Origin of the sequence: Bradyrhizobium sp. SZCCHNS3016, from assembly GCF_032484535.1 — a bacterium.
GTDB lineage: Bacteria > Pseudomonadota > Alphaproteobacteria > Rhizobiales > Xanthobacteraceae > Bradyrhizobium.
This window is the reverse complement of record NZ_JAUETE010000030.1, coordinates 19,228-41,235: the sequence shown is the minus strand read 5'-3', so window position 1 is coordinate 41,235 and position 22,008 is coordinate 19,228. Positions and strand designations below refer to the sequence as shown.

At 66.5% G+C, this 22,008-nt stretch carries 19 protein-coding genes and 2 pseudogenes; 13 read left to right on the top strand and 8 right to left on the bottom strand.

All coding sequences use genetic code 11. The annotated features are described in order from the left end of the window. The 3 genes and pseudogenes from QW881_RS32145 to QW881_RS32135 all read right to left on the bottom strand — a co-directional run. A pseudogene (locus tag QW881_RS32145) lies at positions 1 to 121 on the bottom strand (IS3 family transposase); the annotation flags it as partial. After that, positions 118 to 869, bottom strand: a pseudogene (locus tag QW881_RS32140) (integrase arm-type DNA-binding domain-containing protein); the annotation flags it as partial. The pseudogenes QW881_RS32140 and QW881_RS32145, both read right to left, overlap by 4 nt. Before the next feature lie 502 nt (positions 870 to 1,371). Beyond that, a complete protein-coding gene (locus tag QW881_RS32135) occupies positions 1,372 to 1,689 on the bottom strand; it encodes a hypothetical protein (protein WP_315759501.1) in 318 nt (105 codons plus the stop codon). A gap of 318 nt (positions 1,690 to 2,007) precedes the next feature. Between QW881_RS32135 and QW881_RS32130 the strand changes: the two genes are divergently transcribed. After that, a complete protein-coding gene (locus QW881_RS32130) occupies positions 2,008 to 2,208 on the top strand; it encodes a hypothetical protein (protein ID WP_315734232.1) in 201 nt (66 codons plus the stop codon). A 119-nt stretch (positions 2,209 to 2,327) separates the two neighbouring features. On the opposite strand, the gene QW881_RS32125 is transcribed toward QW881_RS32130, so the two are convergent. Then, on the bottom strand, positions 2,328 to 2,843 hold the full coding sequence (locus tag QW881_RS32125) for a hypothetical protein (RefSeq protein WP_315713998.1): 516 nt from the start codon (positions 2,841 to 2,843) through the stop codon (positions 2,328 to 2,330). A gap of 130 nt (positions 2,844 to 2,973) precedes the next feature. Then, complete coding sequence (locus tag QW881_RS32120) at positions 2,974 to 4,521, bottom strand: acetolactate synthase large subunit (protein ID WP_315752667.1); 1,548 nt, start codon at positions 4,519 to 4,521, stop codon at positions 2,974 to 2,976. 278 nt (positions 4,522 to 4,799) lie between these two features. Here QW881_RS32120 and QW881_RS32115 point away from each other — a divergent pair, with 278 nt between their 5' ends. Continuing rightward, positions 4,800 to 5,372 carry a L,D-transpeptidase gene (locus tag QW881_RS32115; RefSeq protein WP_315759500.1) on the top strand — a complete coding sequence of 191 codons (573 nt, stop codon included), beginning with the start codon at positions 4,800 to 4,802 and terminating at the stop codon, positions 5,370 to 5,372. A 123-nt stretch (positions 5,373 to 5,495) separates the two neighbouring features. After that, positions 5,496 to 6,236 (top strand): DUF2927 domain-containing protein, encoded by a 741-nt coding sequence (locus QW881_RS32110; protein ID WP_315759503.1) that lies wholly within the window; start codon positions 5,496 to 5,498, stop codon positions 6,234 to 6,236. 219 nt (positions 6,237 to 6,455) lie between these two features. On the opposite strand, the gene QW881_RS32105 is transcribed toward QW881_RS32110, so the two are convergent. The 3 genes from QW881_RS32105 to QW881_RS32095 form a co-directional block, all read right to left on the bottom strand. After that, positions 6,456 to 7,601, bottom strand: coding sequence for a M48 family metallopeptidase (locus QW881_RS32105; RefSeq protein WP_315759499.1), 1,146 nt, complete (start codon positions 7,599 to 7,601; stop codon positions 6,456 to 6,458). Beyond that, on the bottom strand, positions 7,576 to 8,709 hold the full coding sequence (locus QW881_RS32100; RefSeq protein ID WP_315759502.1) for a DUF898 family protein: 1,134 nt from the start codon (positions 8,707 to 8,709) through the stop codon (positions 7,576 to 7,578). Before QW881_RS32100 ends, QW881_RS32105 begins: the two co-directional genes overlap by 26 nt. A 207-nt stretch (positions 8,710 to 8,916) precedes the next feature. Then, positions 8,917 to 10,089: an isovaleryl-CoA dehydrogenase gene (locus QW881_RS32095; protein WP_315734243.1), complete on the bottom strand. Its 1,173-nt coding sequence runs from the start codon at positions 10,087 to 10,089 to the stop codon at positions 8,917 to 8,919. A gap of 217 nt (positions 10,090 to 10,306) precedes the next feature. Between QW881_RS32095 and QW881_RS32090 the strand changes: the two genes are divergently transcribed. The 10 genes from QW881_RS32090 (at position 10,307) to QW881_RS32045 (ending at position 21,746) form a co-directional block, all read left to right on the top strand. Beyond that, positions 10,307 to 11,602 (top strand): cytochrome P450, encoded by a 1,296-nt coding sequence (locus tag QW881_RS32090; protein WP_315759498.1) that lies wholly within the window; start codon positions 10,307 to 10,309, stop codon positions 11,600 to 11,602. A 222-nt stretch (positions 11,603 to 11,824) separates the two neighbouring features. After that, positions 11,825 to 13,096, top strand: coding sequence for a cytochrome P450 (locus QW881_RS32085; protein WP_315759497.1), 1,272 nt, complete (start codon positions 11,825 to 11,827; stop codon positions 13,094 to 13,096). 331 nt (positions 13,097 to 13,427) lie between these two features. Next, on the top strand, positions 13,428 to 13,967 hold the full coding sequence (locus QW881_RS32080) for a thiamine pyrophosphate-binding protein (RefSeq protein ID WP_315759496.1): 540 nt from the start codon (positions 13,428 to 13,430) through the stop codon (positions 13,965 to 13,967). Continuing rightward, positions 13,967 to 14,548, top strand: a complete 582-nt coding sequence (locus tag QW881_RS32075; protein WP_315759495.1) for a thiamine pyrophosphate-dependent enzyme — start codon at positions 13,967 to 13,969, stop codon at positions 14,546 to 14,548. Before QW881_RS32080 ends, QW881_RS32075 begins: the two co-directional genes overlap by 1 nt. Positions 14,549 to 14,710: 162 nt before the next feature. Next, positions 14,711 to 15,877 carry an acyl-CoA dehydrogenase family protein gene (locus QW881_RS32070; RefSeq protein WP_315759494.1) on the top strand — a complete coding sequence of 389 codons (1,167 nt, stop codon included), beginning with the start codon at positions 14,711 to 14,713 and terminating at the stop codon, positions 15,875 to 15,877. Between the two features lie 9 nt (positions 15,878 to 15,886). Beyond that, positions 15,887 to 16,999, top strand: a complete 1,113-nt coding sequence (locus QW881_RS32065) for a CaiB/BaiF CoA-transferase family protein (RefSeq protein WP_315759493.1) — start codon at positions 15,887 to 15,889, stop codon at positions 16,997 to 16,999. Positions 17,000 to 17,001: 2 nt separating this feature from the next. Continuing rightward, positions 17,002 to 17,850 carry a MaoC family dehydratase N-terminal domain-containing protein gene (locus tag QW881_RS32060; protein ID WP_315759492.1) on the top strand — a complete coding sequence of 283 codons (849 nt, stop codon included), beginning with the start codon at positions 17,002 to 17,004 and terminating at the stop codon, positions 17,848 to 17,850. A gap of 109 nt (positions 17,851 to 17,959) precedes the next feature. Further along, positions 17,960 to 19,582 (top strand): benzoylformate decarboxylase, encoded by a 1,623-nt coding sequence (gene mdlC, locus QW881_RS32055; RefSeq protein WP_315759491.1) that lies wholly within the window; start codon positions 17,960 to 17,962, stop codon positions 19,580 to 19,582. 48 nt (positions 19,583 to 19,630) lie between these two features. Then, positions 19,631 to 19,906 carry a hypothetical protein gene (locus QW881_RS32050; protein ID WP_315759490.1) on the top strand — a complete coding sequence of 92 codons (276 nt, stop codon included), beginning with the start codon at positions 19,631 to 19,633 and terminating at the stop codon, positions 19,904 to 19,906. 4 nt (positions 19,907 to 19,910) lie between these two features. Then, complete coding sequence (locus QW881_RS32045; protein ID WP_315759489.1) at positions 19,911 to 21,746, top strand: hypothetical protein; 1,836 nt, start codon at positions 19,911 to 19,913, stop codon at positions 21,744 to 21,746. Positions 21,747 to 22,008: the final 262 nt, after the last annotated feature.

Here is a 22,008-nt window from a genome sequence, read left to right as displayed (position 1 = left end):
CCGATGGCTTTACACGCCCGCCGTTCGCTCATCCCGTGAACACCCATGAGATGTGCGACAGCTTTCCGCTTCGCAGCGGGCGTCACCACTTCTTTCCCAGGAGATCCTTCAGGGCTGCATTCGTGTCAGAAGCCCGAAGGCCCCGAGTTTGCCGGATGCCTGCCAGACCTTGATGATCTCGTCATCGGTCAGCGCGCGTCCCTTGGTGCGGCGCAAGACCCGCTGCGCCCGGGTTTCCTTGGGCTCGCGATAGCCAGCGAGCACGTTGTGGTCGACATAACCCTCGCCGACGCACCATTCGAGAAAGGTGTGGGTGTGCTTGCGCAGGTCCTTGGCCGCCCCACGCTTGCCGGTCTTGGCAATCTTGTCGACAGCCGCCATGATCTGCCGTCGCGTCAGGTCCCCTACGCTACTCTCGGCGTGTTCCTTGAGCCCGCGCCGCAGCGCCGACATTGCGGGCTTCCAGTTGACGACTTGGCGTCCGGTCAAGGAAGTCTGGTAGGGACCATCTTCAACGATGAGGGTGGCCAGCGTGGTGCGCTGCTTCTCGGCTGTCTGTTGCCGCCTCGCCTCGCGCTTGGCGTCGTTCGGATCTACGCCCTTGAAGACCTCGCCTGCGGCGATGGTGGCGGCCTTGCGCGCAGCCTTCTCATTATATTTCGGCCACGCGCCGAGGGTCTTGCGCTGGGTCCCCCTCACCCCCGGCTTGGTGAAAAGGTAGACCCAGGTGCGGCCGCCGGTGGCGCGCATGCGCAAGGCGAGCCCGGGCAACTTGTCATCGTGGCGATAATGCTGCGCCTACCCGGCGACAATGTGGCGTTGCGGATCACCGCATCGGTGAGTGTCAGCTGGTTGGTCGGCCCCGGCATGATCCCTGCGCTTCCTGTCGCCGTGTGCCCCGCAACCGCCCGGATCATCCAAGCGAAGGGAAAGTGGTCATTGACTTTCCTTTGCTTTTGCCGCCTCGGGGCACACCAGCGTGGAAGGACGGCCCCTGAAGAATAGAGGGGGCCAGACCCTCCCCGATTTGTGTGCCCCAAGGGAAGGTAACGCAGGGGCACAGCGGGGGCATACAAAATGTAGCTATGCCAGCTATGGCCGATTGTGGTCACGCATGGCGAAAGCCCATACAACACAGAGGCTTATCTACTTCTTACTATGGTTGGCTCAGGTTGGCTAGGGACCATGGATTGTGGTTCACACGGGAGAGGTCCAAGGTTCGATCCCTTGTGCGCCCACCATTGACCTCTGAATTTGCGCGTCCGTTCCGTGTTTACTACCGTCCATCTGGGGCCCATACCGCCATCGCATGATGACGATCGGGGCACCGCCAGCGGACGCTCGGCGAGCTTGACCTTGCATTGGCCGAGTTCACATTCCGGCGGGCCGAAGCGGCCGATGTCGACCGGTAGTCCGAGCTGCTTCCCTGGCGAGAATGTCGGCGTCCTCGTCGTGAGATCGCGCGATCTCCATGAGAATTCCGGCCGCGACGTCCCGCGGCAGGCAGATATGATCGACCACCCACAGCAGCGCCATGGCCGCTTCGCGCTGACAGGTCTGCGCCTTCCGCAACGGCGCGAGCTTCTGCAAAGCCTGCTCGCGACGCTCCGCCCGAGCGTCGGCGACTGCATCGCGCGCGAGCGTCTCGATCTCCTCGGAAGAGCGGACCGCGCTCAGGTTGTTCGACATTCCGTTCTTCCCCCATGAAGCCCGAAGCTATTCCATTTGGACCAGAGGCCGACGTCGCAGCAACGGCCGCGGCTACGCATCGAATGTGCATCGAGGCAATTGGATCGCCGCACCCGGCCATTTTGACCTCGCTCGTCCCCGCATGGGCGCCCTGCATCCAGCACATCAGTCACAGAATGCGCCTGCTACCTCCGCGCGGACGGCGCAAGGCGGCTTTTGCGGGGCGGAACTCTCACGTTTTCCTGATTCCTGCGTCAGAACGCCGCGCTCGAATTCGCCTATGGTCCGGCGCGTTTCCAACCCTCGGAGGTTTTCCGCATGCGTAAACTGATCATCGCCACCGCCGCCCTCGCGTTCGTCTCGTCGGCCGCTCTTGCCCAGTCCACCGAGAAGCCGATGACGACCACCGGCCAGTCGGCGAAGAGCGGCGACGCCATGGGCGGGGGCGACGACATGAAGATGAGCAAGACGAAGAAGAAGTCGGCGAAGAAGTCGTCCGGCGACGCCATGTCGAAGTAAGGCGTGGGAGCGCCTGTCCGCAGGCTCCACATGCGCGACGAGATCGGGCCGCTCCTCTCAGGGGCGGCCCTTGTTCATTCGCGTCGACCGGCGATCGCGCATCTCTTCTGCGAGATGTCTCAGCCGGCGGCGAGTCCCATCTGCTGCAATCGCCCCGCGAACCAGGCCGACAATACCGGATCGATCCGGGCGCCGACATAGACCTCCGGCGTGATCACGCTGCGGCGGTCGAGAATCACCAGCACGCCGATCCAATAGGCGAACCACAGATGCGGATCGGTCAGCGCCATCAGCTTGTGGCGGTCATGCGCCAGCGGCTGGTGGTTGCCGGCCTTGCGGACCTCGATCGCCAGCAGATTGTCGGGCACGGCACGCTTGTGCACGACGATGTCCGGGTAGACCGATTTTCCCAGCTCATCGTCGGTCGAGACGATGGTGCCACGCGGCAGCAGCATGGCGCGGTCGCCGAGCCGATTGTAATCGCAATCGACGTCCCACCCCAGGAAGTTGCGTTCGAGATGCACCGCCAGCCGATGCGTCAAGGCGCGCTCGCCGAGATCACGGTCGAGGATGAAGCGCTCGCGCGCATAGAACTCCTGCAGCGCAGAGATCAGCCGGTTCAATTCACTGTGCATGCCGCTCAGATACAGGAGAGAAGGACACCTCACCATCAACACGCGATCGGCGTGAGTCGCCAACCCCATAAATGAGGCGATGGGCCTTCCCTCAGCCGGCGGCCGTTTTGCGGCCGCCAGCGTTGCGGATTTACATCTGCACTTCGATCAGGCGCGGACCATATTCGGCGTTCGCCTCGGCCAGCGCGGCATTGAACTCGTCAGCCGAGGTGACGGCGCGGCCGGGGACGCCCATGCCCTTCGCCATGGCGACGAAGTCGAGCGTCGGACGGTCGATCTTGAGCATGTCCTGGGCGCGCTGGCCCGGCTCGCCGGCGCCGACGCCGTCGAACTCGCCGCGCAGGATCTGGTAGATCCTGTTGGCGAACACCACCGTGACGACGTTGAGGTTCTCGCGCGCCTGGGTCCACAGCGACTGGATCGTGTACATCGCGCTGCCGTCGCCCACGAGGCACATGACCTTGCGGTCCGGGCAGGCCACCGCGGCGCCGGTCGCGACCGGGGTCGAGAAGCCGATCGAGCCGCCCATGTTCTGCAGCCAGTCATGCGGCTTGGCGGCCGCCGTCGGCGGGAAGAAGCCGCGGCCCGTGGTGATGGATTCGTCGACCACGATCGCATTCTCGGGGATCGCATAGGCGATCGCCTGGGCGATGGTGGTGTGGTTGAGCGCCCCTAGCGGCTTGATCAGCTCGGCGAGTGGCTGCGGCTTCACATCGGCCGGCTTGGCGCCGAGATGGCCGGCGAGCGCCTCGAGGGCGGCGGCGGAGTTCTCGCCCCAGGCGGTCATGCGGTGCACCTCGGTGCCCTCGGCCTTCAGCATGCTCGGCTTGTTCGGATAGGCGAAGAAGGCGACGGGGTCGTTGGCCTCGACCAGCACGATGTGCTTGTAGTTCTTCAGGATCGGCAGCGCCTGCTCGATCACGTAAGGGATGCGGTCGATCGAGAACCGCCCGGCGCCGCGCGCCATGCGCGGGTGATAGGTCTGCCCCATCACGCGGCAGCCGGTCTTGCCGGCGATCTGCTGGGCGAAGGTCAGCGCCTGCTCGGTCAGCGCGCCCGCGGTCATCAGCACCAGGGTTTCTGGGCCGTGGGCGTGCAGGATCTTGGCCGCCTTCTCGACCGCGTCAGCCGAATAGCTCGGGCGCTGCGCCTCTCCCGGAACCTGGGCAATGCCGTCGGCCTCGTTCCAGGCGGTGTCGGCGGGCAGGATCAGGGTGGCGATCTGCGGCGGCGCGCTCTTGGCGGCGGCGATCGCGGCGGCGCCGTCGGCGGCCACGGCCTTGGCGCTCGGCGAGGTCCGCACCCAGTCGGACATTGGCCGCGCCAGGCCCTCGATGTCCGAGGTCAGCGGCGCATTGAAGCCGATGTGGTAGGTCGCGTGCTGGCCGACGATGTTGACGATGCCCGAGCGCGCCTTCTTGGCGTTGTGCAAATTGGCGAGGCCGTTGGCGAGGCCGGGGCCGAGATGGAGAAGCGTCGAGGCCGGCGTGCCCTTCATGCGGAAATAGCCGTCGGCGGCGCCGGTCACCACGCCCTCGAACAGGCCGAGCACGCAGCGCATGCCCTCGACCCGATCGAGCGCGGCGACGAAGTGCATTTCGGAGGTGCCCGGATTGGTAAAGCAGACGTCAACGCCCCCTGCGACCAGGGTCCGTACCAGGCTTTCCGCACCGTTCATCATCTTCTCCTGCTGATTCCGCGCGCTATTTGCAATGTTGGGCAGATCAATCATTGTTCGCCCGCGGCGTCAAAGGGGCTGGCCGCATTGCTGCCATCGCCGCGGTGCTCGTGCGCGGGCTTGGCTAACAGGATGTTGGTCCAGGACGCGCGCGATCTTCCGTGGGATTTGGGTCACGGACCGTCGCCACATACCGGCCTCACGCCGCCGTGGGTTGCGAAGTGCAACCGTTTATGGCCTGTCTGCGAACGGAACTTGATGTTTGCCAGGGGACGGAAATGAAGCGCTGTTTGGCTTTGGGAATTGCTGCGGTCGCGTCGGTGGCAAGCGCCGGGATGGCGCGGGCGGAAGTGTTCGACACCAGGGACCTCTTCGGCGGCGGGCCGAACTTCTATCAGAGCGGTGTCAGCCCGATTCCGCGCCAGACCGTGATGTTCCAGAGCCAGTACGCGCCAGGCACCGTCGTCGTGAACACCAGCGAGCGCCGGCTCTATCTGGTGCTGCCGGGCGGCCAGGCGCTGCGCTACGGCATCGGGGTCGGCCGCGACGGGTTCCGCTGGAGCGGCGTGCACCGCATCACCGCGAAGAAGGAATGGCCGGCCTGGACCCCGCCGTCGCAGATGCTGCGGCGCCGGCCCGACCTGCCGCGCCACATGGCCGGCGGCATCGAGAACCCGCTCGGCGCGCGCGCAATGTATCTCGGGTCCACGCTGTACCGGATCCACGGCTCGAACGAGCCCGAGACGATCGGCCAGGCGGTATCGTCGGGCTGCTTCCGCATGACCAATGACGACGTCGCCGACCTCTACGACCGCGTCTCGGTCGGCACGACCGTGATCGTCAAGAACTGAGAGCCGCACTCGACCACGACGATGAGGCAATGTCACAGCGCGCATCCTCGCCACGAGCAGCCGTGCTCCTGGCGCCCCCTGCGGAGCGCGGTGGCGGCCGCGCTGGCTGCGCTTGTGACCGTGATGGTCCCGCTGCCGGCGTCGACCACCGAAATTCCGGCGATCGCCGCCCGCCAGCGCATCGAGAAGAAGAGCTTCACCGACGCCGAGATCACCGACGGCTTCTTCAAGACCGCCTTCGGCGCCGAGTATCACCTGGCGGGCCGGGTTGACCGCATCCGGAAATACAGCGCGCCGGTGCGGGTGTTCGCCGATGGCCGCCGCGCCGACCGCAAGGCGCAGCTCGCCAAGGTCGTCAACGATATCGCCGCCCGCATCCGCAACCTCGACATTGCGATGACCGAGACCGACGGCGACGCCAATGTCCGCGTCAAGCTGGTGCGCGACCGCGACCTCTACCACACCATCAGCCAGGCCTATGGCAGCGAGCGCGCGCGCGAGATCAAGACCTCGCTGGATCCGCAATGCCTGTCCGGCTTCCGCAAGAACGAGGCGTTCGAGATCGAGCATTCCGACGTCATCCTCACCGTCGACAACGGCGATTTCGTCTTTCTCGACTGCGCCTATGAGGAGCTCCTGCAGTCGCTCGGGCCGATCAACGACACTTCGAGCGTGCCCTGGACCATGTTCAACGACAACGTCTCGATGGGCTATTTCGACGTCTACGACCAGTACATCCTCAACCTGCTGTACGATCCGCGCGTCAAGGCCGGCATGACGCTCGCCGAGGTCAAGGCCGTGCTGCCGGACGTGCTGACGGATGTCCGCGCCTGGGTGAAGAAGACGAACAATCTGGCGGAATAGGTGTCGGCGCTGCCATCTCACCAGCAGTGCCGTCGCTCAACCCGCGTCGAAGCAGACGCGCACCGCTCTCACCCCGTCATTGCGAGCGCAGCGAAGCAATCCAGAATCTTGCCGCCGAGGACATCTGGATTGCTTCGCTGCGCGCTGCGCTCGCAATGACGGATGAGAGAGGGTCGATCGTCCCGACCAGCCGTGCGTGAGGCGCCGGATCGCCGGCGGCTACTTGCAAATTCCCTTCAGCGCCCGCCACTCCTCCGGGCTCAGCAGCGGCGGGCCGCTCGGCGGCCGGTCCTCGGCGCGCATGCGGGCGAGACGGTCCTCGCTGAGCGGATGGCTGGCCCACAGCGACGGGCGCTTGCCGTCCTCCTTGCCGGTGATGCGAAACAGCAATTCGCCCATCGGGCGCGTCGGCCGTCCGAGCTTGTGCATCACGTCGATCGCGAAACCGTCCGCCGCCGCCTCCGCCTCGCGCGAATAGGACGCATTGATCATGGCCCGCGAGGCGAAGATCGCCGCGCCCGCGCCGGTGACGTCGCCGAACAGCAGGCCGATCAGGAATGAGCTGCCGCCATTGTGGATCAGCTGCCGCAGGTTGTCGCGGTGCTTGAGGTGGCCGAGCTCATGCGCCAGCACGCCGGCGACCTCGTCGGGGTCATTGGCCTTGTCGAGCAGCCCCCTGAACAGGAAGAATTGCCCGCCCGGCAGCGCGAAGGCGTTGGGGATCGGCGTGTCCAGCACCTGCGACGCGATGCTGTCGTCGAGGCCGGCGGGGCGGCGCAGCGCCGTGACCAGCTTGGCGAACGCGGCCTGCCCGGCCGCCTCGCTGCAAAGCTTGTCGCCGAACACGGTCTGGATCTGCACCACGGCGGCCTCGCCGAGATGCCGCTCCATGGTCGGCGGCACCAAGGGCGTCAGCCGATCGGATGCGAACGGAATCACCACCAGCACGACGGCGACGATCGAGGCGACGGCGGCCAGCGACCAGCCGACGATGCGCGCGATGGCGCCGCGGGTCATCCTGTTCTGGTCGATATGGCTGCAGCGCGCGATCAGCTCGGCCGACAACGCCGCGTCGCGGATCTCCAGCCGTGCCAGCGGCGACGCCGACAGGCAGCTCACGCGCAGCGTGCCGCTCGGGCCGTCGACGCGGCGGATGTCGGCATAGGGCCAGGAGACGAAATTGTCGGCGCTGCGCATCACGAGCTGATTGGCGAAGCCGATCGTGACCGTCTGCCGCCGGTTGGACAGGCCGTCGAAATAGACCGCAGGGCCGCCGAGCGGAGCGGCCGGCTCGACCGGCGTGGCGGCGGCCGGCGCAGCAGCGGCCACCTGCCCGGGATCAGAATCCGGCGACGTCGAGTCCATCGGCAAATCCTTCGCCGAGCGCGCTGGCCAGATCGCCCTTGGCGGCGACATTGGCCATGGCCTCGATGCCATGCACTTGAACCGACTGCAGCACGGTCGCCCACATGTCGCGCACCAGATAGAGCCGCATCACGACGTTGAGCGCCAGGATCCAGGCGATGTAGCCCAATCCGACCAGCACCAGCATCGGCACGTTGTCGGACAGCGCCTGCGCCTGAGGCAGGCCGTCACTCCCCGGCCCCAGCAATCTGAGCATCAGCGCGGCGACACCGCCGAAATAGGCGCTGGAGGCGATCGACAGCAGAAACCACCAGCCGATCACCTTCCAATACAGACCATAGAACGCATTGCCGGGCAGGTCCGATTCCAGACGCACGCCGCCGAAGCGAATGCCCGACAGCCACCAGCGCCACTCGATCGCTTTGAACTGCGCATAGACGAACGGAAACAACGGAAACAGCAGCAGCGCAAACGGCGCGATGACCCACAGATACCAGGCGCGCTTGAAGAACTCCCAGCCGCGTCCCTCGAAGTCGCCGCTGAGATCACCATAGTGCGAATGTCGCATCTTGTAGCGCTCGAGCGCGGCGGCGCGCCACGGCCAGGCCAGCCCCAGCGTGACCACCGTCAACAAGGTCCACAGCATGGCGCGCCCGGCATAGGCCCAGCCCGAACCCGTCATCCAGAACCGGATGCCGCGCCAGACCGTGCGCGTCAGCCGGTAGCGGCGCGCGCGGAAGATGGCGAACTGGCCGAAGGCGTAGAAGGCGATCACCAGCGGCACGCTGGCGAAGCCCTGGTAGCGCTCGGCCTCGACGCCGATGAGGAAATAGGCGAGATAGATCGGGACCAGGATCGCCATCGCGAACAGGAATCCGATCAGGAGCTCCTTGCCGCGCCCGGTATATTCTGCGGCATCACCGTCGACAGCCGTGTTGACCCAGAGATGCCGGCGGATGTCGGTCGCGAGCCAGAACCGGTAGAAGCCCAGCGTGATCAGTTCGATGGCCGCCCCGCGGCTGACCAGCCGGAAGAACTCGCCACGCGCACCTGAGAAGGTGGCGGTGAGAGGCGGAAGCGGCGGCGGCTGCTCCGGAACGTAGCTCATCTGGTTCACGGCTCAAGCCTCCGACACACGCAAAAGATCTACAATATACCTCGATTGTTCGTCGCCGGGACGACTCCGAGGTTCGACGTATTTTCTACGCAAGTCGGCCGGAAAAAAACACCGGCCTCGACGAGGATGACTAAAATATCTGCATCCGGCCGGTTGGCGAACGCATGTCCCGCATACGCCAACCGCTTGGTCGGCGCCTCAAGACGTCTTGTCGAACAATTCCCGCCCGATCAGCATGCGCCGAATCTCGCTGGTGCCGGCGCCGATCTCGTAGAGCTTGGCGTCGCGCAGCAGCCGGCCGGTCGCATAGTCGTTGATGTAGCCGTTGCCGCCGAGCAGCTGGATCGCATCGAGCGCACATTGCGTCGCCTTTTCGGCGGCGAACAGAATCGCGCCCGCCGCGTCCTCGCGCGTGGTCTCGCCGCGATCGCAGGCCTTGGCCACCGCATAGACATAGGCGCGCGCGGCGTTCATCGTCGTGTACATGTCCGCGACCTTGCCCTGCACGAGCTGGAAGGTGCCGATCGGCTGGCCGAACTGCTTGCGCTCATGCACGTAAGGCAGCACAGCGTCCATGCAGGCCTGCATGATGCCGAGCGGACCTGCGGCGAGCACCGCGCGCTCGTAGTCGAGGCCACTCATCAGCACGTTGACGCCGCGGCCGACCTGCCCCAGCACGTTCTCCTCCGGCACCTCACAATCCTCGAACACCAGCTCGCAGGTGTCCGAGCCGCGCATGCCGAGCTTGTCGAGCTTCTGCGCGGTCGAGAAACCCTTCATGCCCTTCTCGATGATGAAGGCGGTGATGCCGCGCGGGCCGCCCTGCGGATCGGTCTTGGCGTAGACCACCAGCGTTTCCGCGATCGGACCGTTGGTGATCCACATCTTGTTGCCGTTGAGGACGAAGCGGTCACCCTTTTTGTCGGCGCGCGTCTTCATCGACACCACGTCGGAGCCGGCCTGCGGCTCGGACATCGCGAGCGACCCGACATGCTCGCCCGAGATCAGCTTGGGCAGATATTTGCGCTTCTGCGCCTCGTTGCCGTTGCGGCGGATCTGGTTGACGCAGAGGTTGGAGTGGGCGCCGTAGGACAGGCCGACCGAGGCCGAGGCGCGCGAGATCTCCTCCATGGCGATGCAGTGCTCGAGATAGCCGAGACCCGCCCCGCCATATTCCTCCTCGACCGTGATGCCGTGCAGGCCGAGTTCGCCGATGCGGGGCCAGAGGTCGCGCGGAAACTGGTTGGAGCGGTCGATCTCGGCGGCGCGCGGCGCGATCTGCTCCTGCGAAAAGCTCGCCACCGTCTCGCGGATTGCGTCCGCAGTCTCGCCGAGATCGAAATTGAACATGCGCTGCGCGTTGGCGATCATGGGGCGGCCTCCTGCTAGTCTTCTGCTTTGCAACAATCGCTCAAAGCCATATTCCGTGACGTGGCGCTTGTCACGCCCGACGTCCGGACAAATACCAGCGTTGCGACGCAAGACCGGCCCGGCGGCCGCACTCCGCGCTTGCCCCGCGCTCCCGGGCAGGATGTAATCGCGCCCGACATCGCCGGACAGCCAGAATCCGACCATTAGGGAGACGTCCATGCACGGGACCACCACGACGGCCGAGGCACAGCGACACGCCGCAGCAGGCGAGCGCGTCAACGACGCGGCCGCCAGTCGCGCCGCATCGTTGCCGCTCGCCGAATTCGACCCCGGTCATCCGGAGTTGTTCCGCACCGACACGCACTGGCCCTATTTCGACCGGCTGCGTCGCGAGGATCCGGTGCACTACTGCAAGGAGTCGATGTTCGGCCCCTACTGGTCGATCACCCGATACGACGACATCATGGAGATCGAGACAAACCACGCGGTGTTCTCCTCGGCGTCCGCGCTCGGCGGCATCACCATTCGCGACGTCGATCCTGACCTGCGCCGCGAGAGCTTCATCGCGATGGATCCGCCGCGCCATGCCGCGCAGCGCAAGACCGTGGCACCGATGTTTACGCCGACACATCTCGACGAGCTCGCGATCAACATCCGCAAGCGCTCCGCCGAATGCCTGGACAATCTGCCTGTTGGCGAGGTGTTCGACTGGGTCGATCGCGTCTCGATCGAGCTGACGACGCAGATGCTGGCGGTGCTGTTCGACTTCCCCTGGGAGGACCGCCGCAAGCTGACGCGCTGGTCGGATATCGCGACCACCATCCCGGGTCCGGACGGGCTGGTCGCGACCGAGGACGAAAGGCAGGCCGAGCTGATGGACTGCGCCCGCTATTTCGCGCGGCTCTGGCAGGAGCGCGTCAACCAGCCGCCGAAGAGCGACCTGCTGTCGATGATGGCCCACAGCGAGGCGACGCGGAACATGGACCCGAAGAACTTCCTCGGCAATCTCGTGCTCCTGATCGTCGGCGGCAACGACACCACGCGCAACACCATGTCCGGCAGCATCTATGCGCTCAGCCAGAACCCGGATCAGTACCGCAAGCTCAAGGATAACCCCGCGCTGATCGACAGCTTCGTCCCCGAGGTCATCCGCTGGCAGACCCCGCTCGCCCACATGCGCCGCACCGCGCTCTCCGACACCGAGTTCCGCGGCAAGCAGATCAAGAAAGGCGACAAGGTCGTGATGTGGTATGTCTCGGGCAACCGCGACGAGGCCGCCATCGAACGCCCCTACGACTTCATCATCGACCGTGCCAGGCCGCGCCAGCATCTGTCGTTCGGCTTCGGCATCCACCGCTGCGTCGGCTTGCGATTGGCCGAATTGCAACTCAAGATCATCTGGGAGGAAATCCTGAAGCGATTCGATCATATCGACGTGATGGAGGAGCCAAAGCGGGTCTATTCGAGCTTCGTGAAGGGATATGAGACATTGCCGGTGCGGATTGCGGCTTAAGTTGTATTGAAGACGAATCGGGTCCGACACGAACGGTCCCGTAGGGTGGGCAAAGGCGGTCGCGCATCGCGCGAACGCTGTGCCCACCATCTTTCGATTGGCGCGAAACGCGGTGGGCACGCTTCGCTTTGCCCACCCTACGCGTCCTGCTCGCGACGACAGGCGAGCAGACTTATGACTTATCTCGATTGTCGAGCGACTGTTTAGCAAAGGACGCCCCCCATGACCGCCCAGGCCGCGCTTCGCTCCGATAAGGCCGATCTGCTGCGCGACGCGCGCCTCGAGGCCTATTCCACCCCGATCGAGGACTTCCATCCTGGCGCACCACGGCTGTTCCAGAACGACACGATCTGGCCGTGGTTCGAGCGGCTGCGCAAGGAGGCGCCGGTGCACTACTGCACCAAGGCGCCAATCGAGCCCTATTGGTCGGTGACGCGCTATCACGACATCATGCATGTCGACACCAACCACGCGATCTTCTCCTCGGACGTCAGCAATGGCGGGATCATGATCCGAGACGTGCCGCCCGGATACGAATGGCCGAGCTTCATCGCGATGGATGAGCCTGTTCATGGCGAGCAGCGCAAGACGGTGTCGCCGATGTTCACGCCCGACCATCTCGACCAGATGGCGGTGCTGATCCGCGAGCGCTCGGCCAAGGTGTTGGATTCGCTGCCGCGCAACGAGACCTTCAACTGGGTCGAGAAGGTCTCGATCGAGCTGACCACGCAGATGCTGGCGACCCTGTTCGATTTCCCGTTCGAGGAACGCCGCAAGCTGACGCGCTGGTCCGACGTCTCGACCGCGCTGCCCAAAAGCGGCATCGTCTCGTCGGAGGAGGAGCGCCGCCGCGAGCTCGGCGAATGCGCCGAGACCTTCGGCCGGATGTGGAAGGCGCGCCAGGCCGAGCCTGGCCGCGACCTGATCTCGATGATGGCGCATAGCGAGGCGACGCGGCACATGACGCCGGACAATCTGATGGGCAACCTGATCCTGCTCATCGTCGGCGGCAACGACACCACGCGCAACACCATGACGGCATCGGTGCTGGCGCTGAACGAGAACCCGGCCGAGTATCAGAAGCTGCGCGACAATCCGGCGCTGATCGAGACCATGGTGCCTGAGGTGATCCGCTGGCAGACGCCGCTCGCCCACATGCGCCGCACCGCGCTGGTCGATACCGAGCTCGGCGGGAAGATGATCAAGAAGGGCGACCGCGTCGTGATGTGGTACGTCTCGGGCAACCGCGACGGGGAGGTGATCGAGAATCCGGACGCCTTCATCATCGACCGCAAGCGGCCGCGCATTCATCTCTCATTCGGCTTCGGCATCCACCGCTGCGTCGGCATGCGGCTCGCCGAGTTGCAGCTGCGCATCGTCTGGCAGGAGATCCTCAAGCGCTTCGACCGCATCGAGGTCGTGGGCGAGCCGAAGCGGGTCTACTCCAGCTTCGTCCGCGGCTATGAATCGCTGCCGGTGCGGATCCCGGGGTGAGTTCCTGTTACTCCCGCCACTCCACATGACCATCGCGTGGTCGGCCGCATGGGGCCTCATGGTTCGAGACGCGCCGCGAGCGGCGCTCCTCACCATGAGGGTGGGGAGCCCGCCCATACAGGCACGCGCCTACCCTCATGGTGAGGAGCCGCGCAGCGGCGGCTCGAACCATGAGGCCTCCCCAGCCGAACCACGAGGCCCTCGGCGGCCTATGAGAATCCGGCATGCGGGGTGAACGAGATTCAATGGGCTCCGACGGTCGTTTCTGGCTAAATCATCCGCTGCACCATCGGTGCTCATGAACCTCAGGACGCCATAACCTCAGGACGCCATGGCCGCTTCCGACACGCCCACCACCGACTGGCCGCTCGCCATCTACGAGGCGCTGAAGGCGGCTGACGTCCGGCAGCTCTGCTACGTCCCCGATGCCGGCCATTCCCGCCTGATCGGCCTCGCCCATGACGATCCCGCGATCGCCACCACGGTCCTCACCACCGAGGAGGAAGGTATCGCGCTCTCCGCCGGCGCCTGGCTCGGCGGCCAGCGCGCAGTGCTCCTGATGCAGTCGAGCGGCGTCGGCAATTGCGTCAACATGCTGTCGCTGCTGGCGAGCTGCCGCTTCCCGTTTCTCAGCTTCGTGACCATGCGCGGCGAATGGGCCGAGTTCAATCCGTGGCAGGTGCCGATGGGCAAAGCGACGCAGGCGGCCTTCGAGATCATGGGCGTCACGGTGTTCCGGCTCGAGCGTCCCGAGGACGCCGGCGAGATGGCGGCCGCTGCAGCGAGGCTCGCGTTCGACAGCGATCAGCCGATCGCGGTGCTGATCTCCCAGCGCATGATCGGCGCCAAGAAGTGGACGGAGGCGAAGTGATGGGAGCACCGCTCAACCGCCGCACCGCCGTCAAGGCGCTGCTCCATGATCGCGGCGATCTGCTGGTCATCAGCGGCCTCGGCTCGTCGTCCTACGACGTCTTCGCCGCGGGCGATCACGACGCGAACTTCTATCTCTGGGGCGCGATGGGCGGCGCGGCCATGATCGGCCTGGGTCTCGCACTGGCGCAGCCATCGCGCCCGGTCGTCGTCATCACCGGCGACGGCGAACAACTGATGGGGCTCGGGAGCCTCGCGACTGCAGCCGCGAAGAAGCCCAGGAATCTCTCGATCATCGTGCTCGACAACGCCCATTTCGGCGAGACCGGGATGCAGATGAGTCATTCCGGGCTCGGCGCGAAGCTGGAGCTGATTGCCGCGGGCGCCGGCTTTCCCTCGGTGAGCACGATCGAAACGCGTGCCGCACTCGACGCCTTCCGGCCGAAGCTGCGCGATCTGCAGGGTCCGCATTTCGCCCGCGTGACGATCTCGACCGATCATGTCGACCGCGCGTTGCCGCCGCGCGACGGCGTTTTCCTGAAGAACCGCTTTCGCGGCCATCTCGGATTTCCCGTCAGCTAGAACGCGATCGCGGCGCGGGCGCGCCATGCCGCTGTGGCGGGGCCGGACGCGCGCGGCGTGGTCATTCCCTGCTTGCCAAGGCTGGCATGCTTCGTCATAGGCTATGACGAACAAGCATAGGGAGACCGCGAGGCCGCGCGATCACGGTCGGCGGAGCAGCGAATGACAGAACAGCATCAGCCCGACGACTACGCCGACATCCGCGACGCGGTGGCAAAGCTCTGCGCCCAGTTCCCCGGTGAATATTGGCGCAAGCTCGATCGCGAGATGGCCTACCCGTCCGCCTTCGTGGATGCGCTGACACAGGCCGGCTATCTCTCCGTGCTGATCCCCGAGGAATATGGCGGCGCCGGCCTGAAGCTGTCGGCTGCGGCAGCGATCCTCGAAGAGATCCAGCGCGCCGGCTGCAATGGCGGCGGCTGTCATGCCCAGATGTACACGATGGGAACTGTGCTGCGTCATGGCAATGCCGAGCAGAAGGCGAAATGGCTGCCGAAGGTCGCGAGCGGCGAATTGCGGCTGCAGGCGTTCGGCGTCACCGAGCCGACGTCAGGCACCGACACCTCGTCGCTGAAGACGTTCGCGAAGCGCGACGGCGACAGCTACGTCGTCAACGGCCAGAAGATCTGGACCAGCCGCGCCGAATATTCCGACCTGATGATCCTCTTGGCGCGCACCACGCCGAAGGACCAGGCGCAGAAGCGCACCGAGGGCCTGTCGGTCTTCATCGTCGACATGCGCGAGGCCAAGAAGGCCGGGCTCACCATCCGCCCGATCCGGACGATGATGAACCACGCCACGACGGAAGTGTTCTTCACCGACATGCGGGTGCCGGCGGAGAACCTGATCGGCGAGGAAGGCAAGGGCTTCCGCTACATCCTCTCCGGCATGAACGCCGAGCGCATCCTGATCGCGGCCGAATGCGTCGGCGATGCCAAATGGTTCATCGCGAAAGCCACCGCCTATGCCAAGGAGCGCGTCGTGTTCGGCCGGCCGATCGGCCAGAATCAAGGCATCCAGTTCCCGATCGCCAAGGCCTATGCGTCGATGCGGGCCGCCGAGCTGATGGTCAAGGAAGCCACGCGCAAATACGAGGCCGGGCTCGACTGCGGCGCCGAGGCCAATATGGCCAAGATGCTCGCCGCCGACGCGTCGTTCGAGGCGGCCAATGCCTGCATCCAGACCCATGGCGGCTTCGGCTTCGCCGAGGAATACGACGTGGAGCGCAAATTCCGCGAGACGCGGCTGTATCAGGTGGCGCCGATCTCGACCAACCTCATCCTGTCCTACGTCGCCGAGCACGTGCTCGGCATGCCCAGGTCGTATTGAGGTCCTGCCATGCTGCCGCTTGAAGGGATCATTGTCGTCGCCGTCGAGCAGGCGGTCGCCGCACCGTTCTGCTCGTCGCGTCTCGCCGATGCCGGCGCTCACGTGATCAAGATCGAGCGGCCCGAGGGCGATTTCGCCCGAGGCTACGACGCCGCCGCCAAGGGCCAGAGCAGCTACTTCGTCTGGCTCAACCGCGGCAAGGACTCCGTCATCGTCGACCTTTCAAAACCGGAAGGTCGCGCCGAGCTGGAGAAGCTGATCGCCGGCGCCGACGTTCTCTTGCAGAACCTCAAGCCCGGCTCGATGGACCGAATGGGCTTTGCGCGCGAGCGGCTGCGCCAGGACTATCCGAAGCTGATCTGCTGCACCATCACCGGCTACGGCGACTCCGGTCCCTATGCCGACCGCAAGGCCTATGACCTGCTGATCCAGGCGGAGAGCGGGCTGGCCTCGATCACCGGCGGCCCCGATGGCCCGTCGCGCGTCGGCATGTCGATCGTCGATGTCGCCACCGGCGCGACGGCGCATGCCGCGATCCTCGAGGCGCTGATCAGGCGCGGCCGCACAGGCGAAGGCGCCGATATCAGGATCTCGATGTTCGACGTGATGGCCGACTGGCTCACCGTGCCGCTGCTCAACGCGGAAGCCGGCAACGCGCCGAAGCGCATCGGCCTCGCCCATCCCTCGATCGCGCCCTACGGCGTGTTCACCTCGAAGGACGGCAAGGACATCCTGATCTCGATCCAGAGCGAGCGCGAGTGGAAGACGCTGTGCGCCAAGGTGCTGGACCAGCCCGGCCTGCCCGACGATCCGCGCTTCGCCAACATGGTCGCGCGCGTGCGCAATCGTGCGCTGACCGACGGCATCGTCGCGGAGCGCTTCGCGGCGCTGTCGCGCGATGAGCTGCTGGGCAAGCTCGCCGCGGCCGACATCGCCTTCGCCGAGGTCAACAGCATGGCGGATCTCGCGGTCCATCCGCATCTGCGGCGCATCGAGGTGGACACGCCGAACGGCGTCGTCAGCTATCCCGCGCCGGCGGCGATCGTGGTCGGCGAGGACAGGCATTACGGCGCAGTGCCCGCGATCGGCGAGGCCGCCTCGCCCCATCAGCGCAAGGGATGATCATGACGGACACGCTCGATCTCGACCATCTCCGGCAATGGGTCGGCCGCAGCGCCGAGGCGACCGACATCGTCACCGCGCAGCTCACCAAGGGCCTGCGCGCGACGCTGTTCCAGGACATCGGCGAGCCGACGACCGGCGACATCGCGCCCTACACGGTGCATTGGTGCCTGGGCCAGCCGGTGTTTCCGCACGATCAGCTCGGCCCCGACGGCCATCCCACCCGCGGCGGCTTCCTGCCGCCGGTACCCTTGCCGCGCCGCATGTGGGCGGGCGGCGAGGTGCAGTTCATCGATCCCTTGCGCGTCGGCGATGTCGCCACCCGCGTCTCGACGATCTCAGACGTCACCCTGAAGAGCGGCTCGACCGGCCAGCTCTGCTTCGTCGCCGTCGAGCACGTCGTGAACACGCCGCGCGGCGTCGCGATCCGCGAGCGCCAGGACATCGTCTATCGCGACATGAGCGGGGCGCAGGCTGCGCCGGCAAAAGCGCCGCCGCCTCCACCGGTCGCGCAGCACAGCGAGACGCGTGTCTCCGATGCCGTGCTGCTGTTTCGCTATTCCGCCCTGACCTTCAACGGCCATCGCATCCATTACGACCGCGACTACGTCACCAGGGTCGAAGGCTATCCGGGCCTGATCTTCCACGGACCTTTGCAGGCCGCGCTGCTGGTCGAGTTCGCCGCTAGGCTCAAGGGCAAGCCGCCGGCCAAGTTCGCCTATCGCGGCGTGCAGCCTTTGTTCGAGGGCAGCGAGTTCTCGGTCAACGCCAACCCCGTCGATGCCGGCCTGGAGCTGTGGACCGCCAACGCCGAGCGCCAGCCGACGATGAAGGGCACCGCGAATTGGTGAAGTCGGTCTCGTCAATGCGAGCGAAGCGACGCAATCCAGAGTTCCACCCGCGACTCTGGATTGCTTCGTCGCTTCGCTCCTCGCAATGACGGTCATTCGAGGAAACGCCGTGCCAAAAACCACAAGAACAACAACCAAACCCGTCACCGTCAAGCAGGCCACGTTCGAACTGCTGCGCGCGTTCGGCATCAAAAAAGTCTTCGGCAATCCCGGCTCGACCGAGCTGCCCTTCCTCAGCGACTGGCCCGACGACATCGACTACGTGCTCGGCCTGCAGGAGGCCTCGGTGGTCGGCATGGCCGACGGCTATGCCCAGGCGACGCGCAATGCCGGCTTCGTCAATCTGCATTCGGCGGCCGGCGTCGGCAACGCGCTCGGCAACATCTACACCGCGCATCGCAACCAGACGCCGCTGGTGATCACCGCCGGCCAGCAGGCGCGCGCGATCCTGCCTCTACAGGCCTTTCTCTATGCCGAGCGTCCGTCCGAATTCCCGCGCCCCTACGTCAAATACAGCGTCGAGCCGGCGCGGCCGCAGGACGTGCCCGCTGCGATCGCCCGCGCCTACTACACCGCGATGCAGCCGCCCTGCGGGCCGACCTTCGTCTCGATCCCGATCGACGACTGGATGCATCCGGCGCAGCCCGTTGCCGCGCGCAAGGTCAGCCGTGAGCTCGGCCCCGATCGCGCCGCGATGGACGAACTGGCGGGCGCGCTCGCCGCCGCGAAGAATCCCGCGCTCGTGGTCGGCCCCGGCATCGACCGCGCCGGCTGCGTCGAACTGATGGTCGAGGTCGCCGAGAAGGCCAAGGCCGCCGTCTGGGTCAGCCCGTTCTCGGCGCGCTGCTCGTTTCCCGAGCGCCATCCGCAATTCCAGGGCTTTCTGCACGCCTCGCCCGGACAATTGTCCGACGCCCTGAAGCCGCACGACCTCATCGTCGTGTTCGGCGCCCCGGTGTTCACCTTCCATGTCGAGGGCCATGCCGCGATCTTCGACGGCGCCACCACGCTCTATCAGGTCACCGACGATGCCGAAGGCGCCGCCGTGCCGCCGATCGGCACCAGCATCATTGCCACCATGCGGCCGGCGCTGGAGCTGTTGCTGGAGTTGCTGCCGGAGACCAGGCGCGCGGCGCCGAAGGGCCGCGTGCTGCCGGCCGCGCCGAAGCTGGCCGATCCGATCCCGGTCGACTATCTCCTGCATACGCTGGCGCAGGCGCTTCCGGCGGGCAGCGCCGTGGTCGAGGAGATCCCCTCGCATCGGCCGCTGATGCACAAGTACATGCCGATGCCCGGCGCGGATTCGTTCTACACGATGGCGAGCGGCGGGCTCGGCTACAGCCTGCCGGCGGCGGTCGGCATGGCGCTGGGGCGCACCGCGGGCCGCACGGTGTGCCTGATCGGCGACGGCTCGGCGATGTATTCGCTGCAGGCGCTGTGGACCGCCACGCAGCGCAGGCTGCCGCTGACGGTCGTCGTCATCAACAATTCCGGCTATGGCGCAATGCGCTCGTTCAGCCAGGTCATGCAGGTGCGCAACGTACCCGGGCTCGAGCTGCCCGGCCTCGATTTCGTCAAGCTCGCGGAAGGCATGGGCTGCGATGCAGTGCGCGTGAGCAATGCCGCCGAGCTCGCCAGTGCGCTGACGCGAGCCCTCGCACATGCCGGCACGAGCCTCGTCGAGGTGATGGTCGACGCCGCGGTCCCGCTGCTCTACGCGCAAAAAGGCTGATCCGCCGTTCGCACAGCGGACGACTTGTCAATCATGACATATGCGACAATGCGTCGCATCTTCAATGGCGGCAGCATGGCTCGCCGCGAAATGCTCATCGGCCCGCCGCAACCGTGCAACCGGCGTACCGACGGCAACCGTTTGTTTCAAAAGCTTTCTGTTCCCCTGCGCCATCTCGTCGCGGCCGGCTCGCCGCAAACATCGCGAAATCCTGCCGTCAGCTTGCAGGCGGACGCCTTGCTGCTTGCAAGGTCCGACCATGCTGCAAGCCAAAATCATTTTCAAAAGGTTCCATCATCCAATCCAGCGTACCAAGGGAGTTGAGCTGATGGCGGACAAGAAGAACCTTCAAACCGCGGCGTCGAGGACCGATCTCTATCGCCATGTCAGCGTGCTGGCCCTGATGACCGCCCTGACGATGACGGCGCTGCCGCATCGGGCCCATGCACAGGCCATGACCACCGCCCTTGCCACTTCGGCCACCACCAACGCCGCCGCGAAGGCGGCGCAGGATGCGGCGGCGAAGGCCGCGGCCGCTGCCGCCGCCAAGGCCGCGCAGGAGGCCGCTGCCAAGGCTGCAGCCGCGGCCGCCGCCAAGGCGGCGCAGGACGCCGCTGCCAAGGCTGCGGCGAAGGCGGCGAGCGATGCCGCTGCAAAGGCGGCAGCTAACGCCGCTGCAAAGGCTGCAACCAACGCCGCCGCCAAGGCCGCAGCCGACGCCGCTTCAAAGGCCGCCGCCAACGCCGCCGCAAAGGCCGCGACCAGCGCCGCCGCCAAGGCGGCCACCACGGCCGCAGCAACGGCAGCCGCCACCGCAGCGAGCACGGCAGCCAAGACCGCCGCCGCAACCCCGACGGCCACGGTTGCAACGGCCAGCACCGCGGCCAAGCCCGTCGCGGCCACCACTACGGCGGCCAGCACAGCCAAGCCCGCCGCGGCCGCCACCGCGGCAACGACGACGACTGGCACGGCCAAGACTGCAACCGCGACCACCACGGGCACGAGCACGAGCGCTGCCAAGCCGGCCGCGGCTGCCGCAGCGACGGCAACCACCACTGTCGCCCTCGCAAAGGCAACCGCCACGCCTGCAGCCGCAGCAACCCCGGCCAAGGCGGCTGCCGCGGCGTCGAGCAGCACCGATGCCGTCGCCAAGGCCAACGCGGCGGCCGCGGCCGCCGCGCAGACCGCCGCCGCCGCCGAGGCGCAGGTCGCCGCCGACCGCAAGGCGATCGATGTCGCGCGTCAGGCGGAGCAGAACGCACGAGGCGCCGCGATCGAGGCCCAGGAGCAGGCCGAGAAGAACCCGACCGCCGCCAACCAGGCCGCAGCGGCTGCGAACGCCGCGAAGCTGACGGCCGCCTCGGCCGCGCTGCAGAGCGCCTTCCAGAAGCTCGACAAGGACATCGACGTGTCCAACGAGGCCAAGGAAGCCGCCAACGCCGCCAAGGACACGGCGCGCGAGACCGCCGAGGCCGCCGCGAAGGCGGCCCAGCAGGCCGGCCAAGCCGCCGGCAACGCCAACAATGGCGGCAATGCCAACAATGGCGGAGCGGCGGCCGGCAACGGCGGCAACAACAACAATAACAACAACCAGCAGAACCAGGCGGCCCAGGAAGCCGCCGAGCAGGCCGCGCTGCAGGCGGCGTTGAAGACCGGCGAGCAGGCCCGCGCGGTCGCCCAGCAGAAGACCCAGGCCGCGCAGGCGGCTGCGACCCAGAACCAGAAGACGGTCGAGGCCGCGCTGAACCAGAAGATCGGCACGATCGATGCGACGGTGGAAGCGGCCGAGCAGAAGGTGAATGCCGACCGGCAGGCCCTGGAGCAGGCGCGTCAGGCGGCACAGCAGGCCAAGCAGGATGCGCAGGAGGCCGCCGAGGTCCTCGAGCGCGCCAACAATGCAGCCAACCAGGCCGCGCTGGCGGCGGCCCAGGCCAAGGCGCAGACCACCGCCAACGCCTTCAACCAGGCCAATGCGACGCTGAACGCCGACAACCAGGCCCTGACCCAGGCCCGCGAGACCGGCGAGCAGCAGGAGCAGGCGCTGCGGGCCGCGGCTCAGCAGCAGATCCAGGCCGGCTACACCGCCGCCCAGCAGGCGACCCAGGCCGCCTGGGCCGAGGCACAGCAGATCGGCAACGCCGCGCTGGCCGCGCTCGAGCAGTAAAGCCCATTGCAGTCCGCGTCGCCGACCGGTGGCGCGGACCCGCTCATAACAACAAGACCATCACCAGCCACATGCCGAACCGATCGGGGATGGCGCACGCGTCGGCGACCTGACCTCACCCCGCTGCGTGAGACGCCCCGATCCCCCCACCCGCCCGGCATGCAATGCCTTGAGCCCCGCCCCCCTGCGGGGCTTTTTTTGTGCGCGACCGAGCCATCATGTCGCGGCCATCCTTCGAGCGTCGGTATCGGAGCCAGACCTC

Coding starts and splice junctions, on each gene's coding strand:
- QW881_RS32135 (WP_315759501.1), bottom strand. CDS start 1,689: ATGTCGAACAACCTGAGCGCGGTCCGCTCTTCCGAGGAGATCGAGACG.
- QW881_RS32130 (WP_315734232.1), top strand. CDS start 2,008: ATGCGTAAACTGATCATCGCCACCGCCGCCCTCGCGTTCGTCTCGTCG.
- QW881_RS32125 (WP_315713998.1), bottom strand. CDS start 2,843: ATGCACAGTGAATTGAACCGGCTGATCTCTGCGCTGCAGGAGTTCTAT.
- QW881_RS32120 (WP_315752667.1), bottom strand. CDS start 4,521: ATGAACGGTGCGGAAAGCCTGGTACGGACCCTGGTCGCAGGGGGCGTT.
- QW881_RS32115 (WP_315759500.1), top strand. CDS start 4,800: ATGAAGCGCTGTTTGGCTTTGGGAATTGCTGCGGTCGCGTCGGTGGCA.
- QW881_RS32110 (WP_315759503.1), top strand. CDS start 5,496: ATGGTCCCGCTGCCGGCGTCGACCACCGAAATTCCGGCGATCGCCGCC.
- QW881_RS32105 (WP_315759499.1), bottom strand. CDS start 7,601: ATGGACTCGACGTCGCCGGATTCTGATCCCGGGCAGGTGGCCGCTGCT.
- QW881_RS32100 (WP_315759502.1), bottom strand. CDS start 8,709: ATGAGCTACGTTCCGGAGCAGCCGCCGCCGCTTCCGCCTCTCACCGCC.
- QW881_RS32095 (WP_315734243.1), bottom strand. CDS start 10,089: ATGATCGCCAACGCGCAGCGCATGTTCAATTTCGATCTCGGCGAGACT.
- QW881_RS32090 (WP_315759498.1), top strand. CDS start 10,307: ATGCACGGGACCACCACGACGGCCGAGGCACAGCGACACGCCGCAGCA.
- QW881_RS32085 (WP_315759497.1), top strand. CDS start 11,825: ATGACCGCCCAGGCCGCGCTTCGCTCCGATAAGGCCGATCTGCTGCGC.
- QW881_RS32080 (WP_315759496.1), top strand. CDS start 13,428: ATGGCCGCTTCCGACACGCCCACCACCGACTGGCCGCTCGCCATCTAC.
- QW881_RS32075 (WP_315759495.1), top strand. CDS start 13,967: ATGGGAGCACCGCTCAACCGCCGCACCGCCGTCAAGGCGCTGCTCCAT.
- QW881_RS32070 (WP_315759494.1), top strand. CDS start 14,711: ATGACAGAACAGCATCAGCCCGACGACTACGCCGACATCCGCGACGCG.
- QW881_RS32065 (WP_315759493.1), top strand. CDS start 15,887: ATGCTGCCGCTTGAAGGGATCATTGTCGTCGCCGTCGAGCAGGCGGTC.
- QW881_RS32060 (WP_315759492.1), top strand. CDS start 17,002: ATGACGGACACGCTCGATCTCGACCATCTCCGGCAATGGGTCGGCCGC.
- QW881_RS32050 (WP_315759490.1), top strand. CDS start 19,631: ATGCGTCGCATCTTCAATGGCGGCAGCATGGCTCGCCGCGAAATGCTC.
- QW881_RS32045 (WP_315759489.1), top strand. CDS start 19,911: ATGGCGGACAAGAAGAACCTTCAAACCGCGGCGTCGAGGACCGATCTC.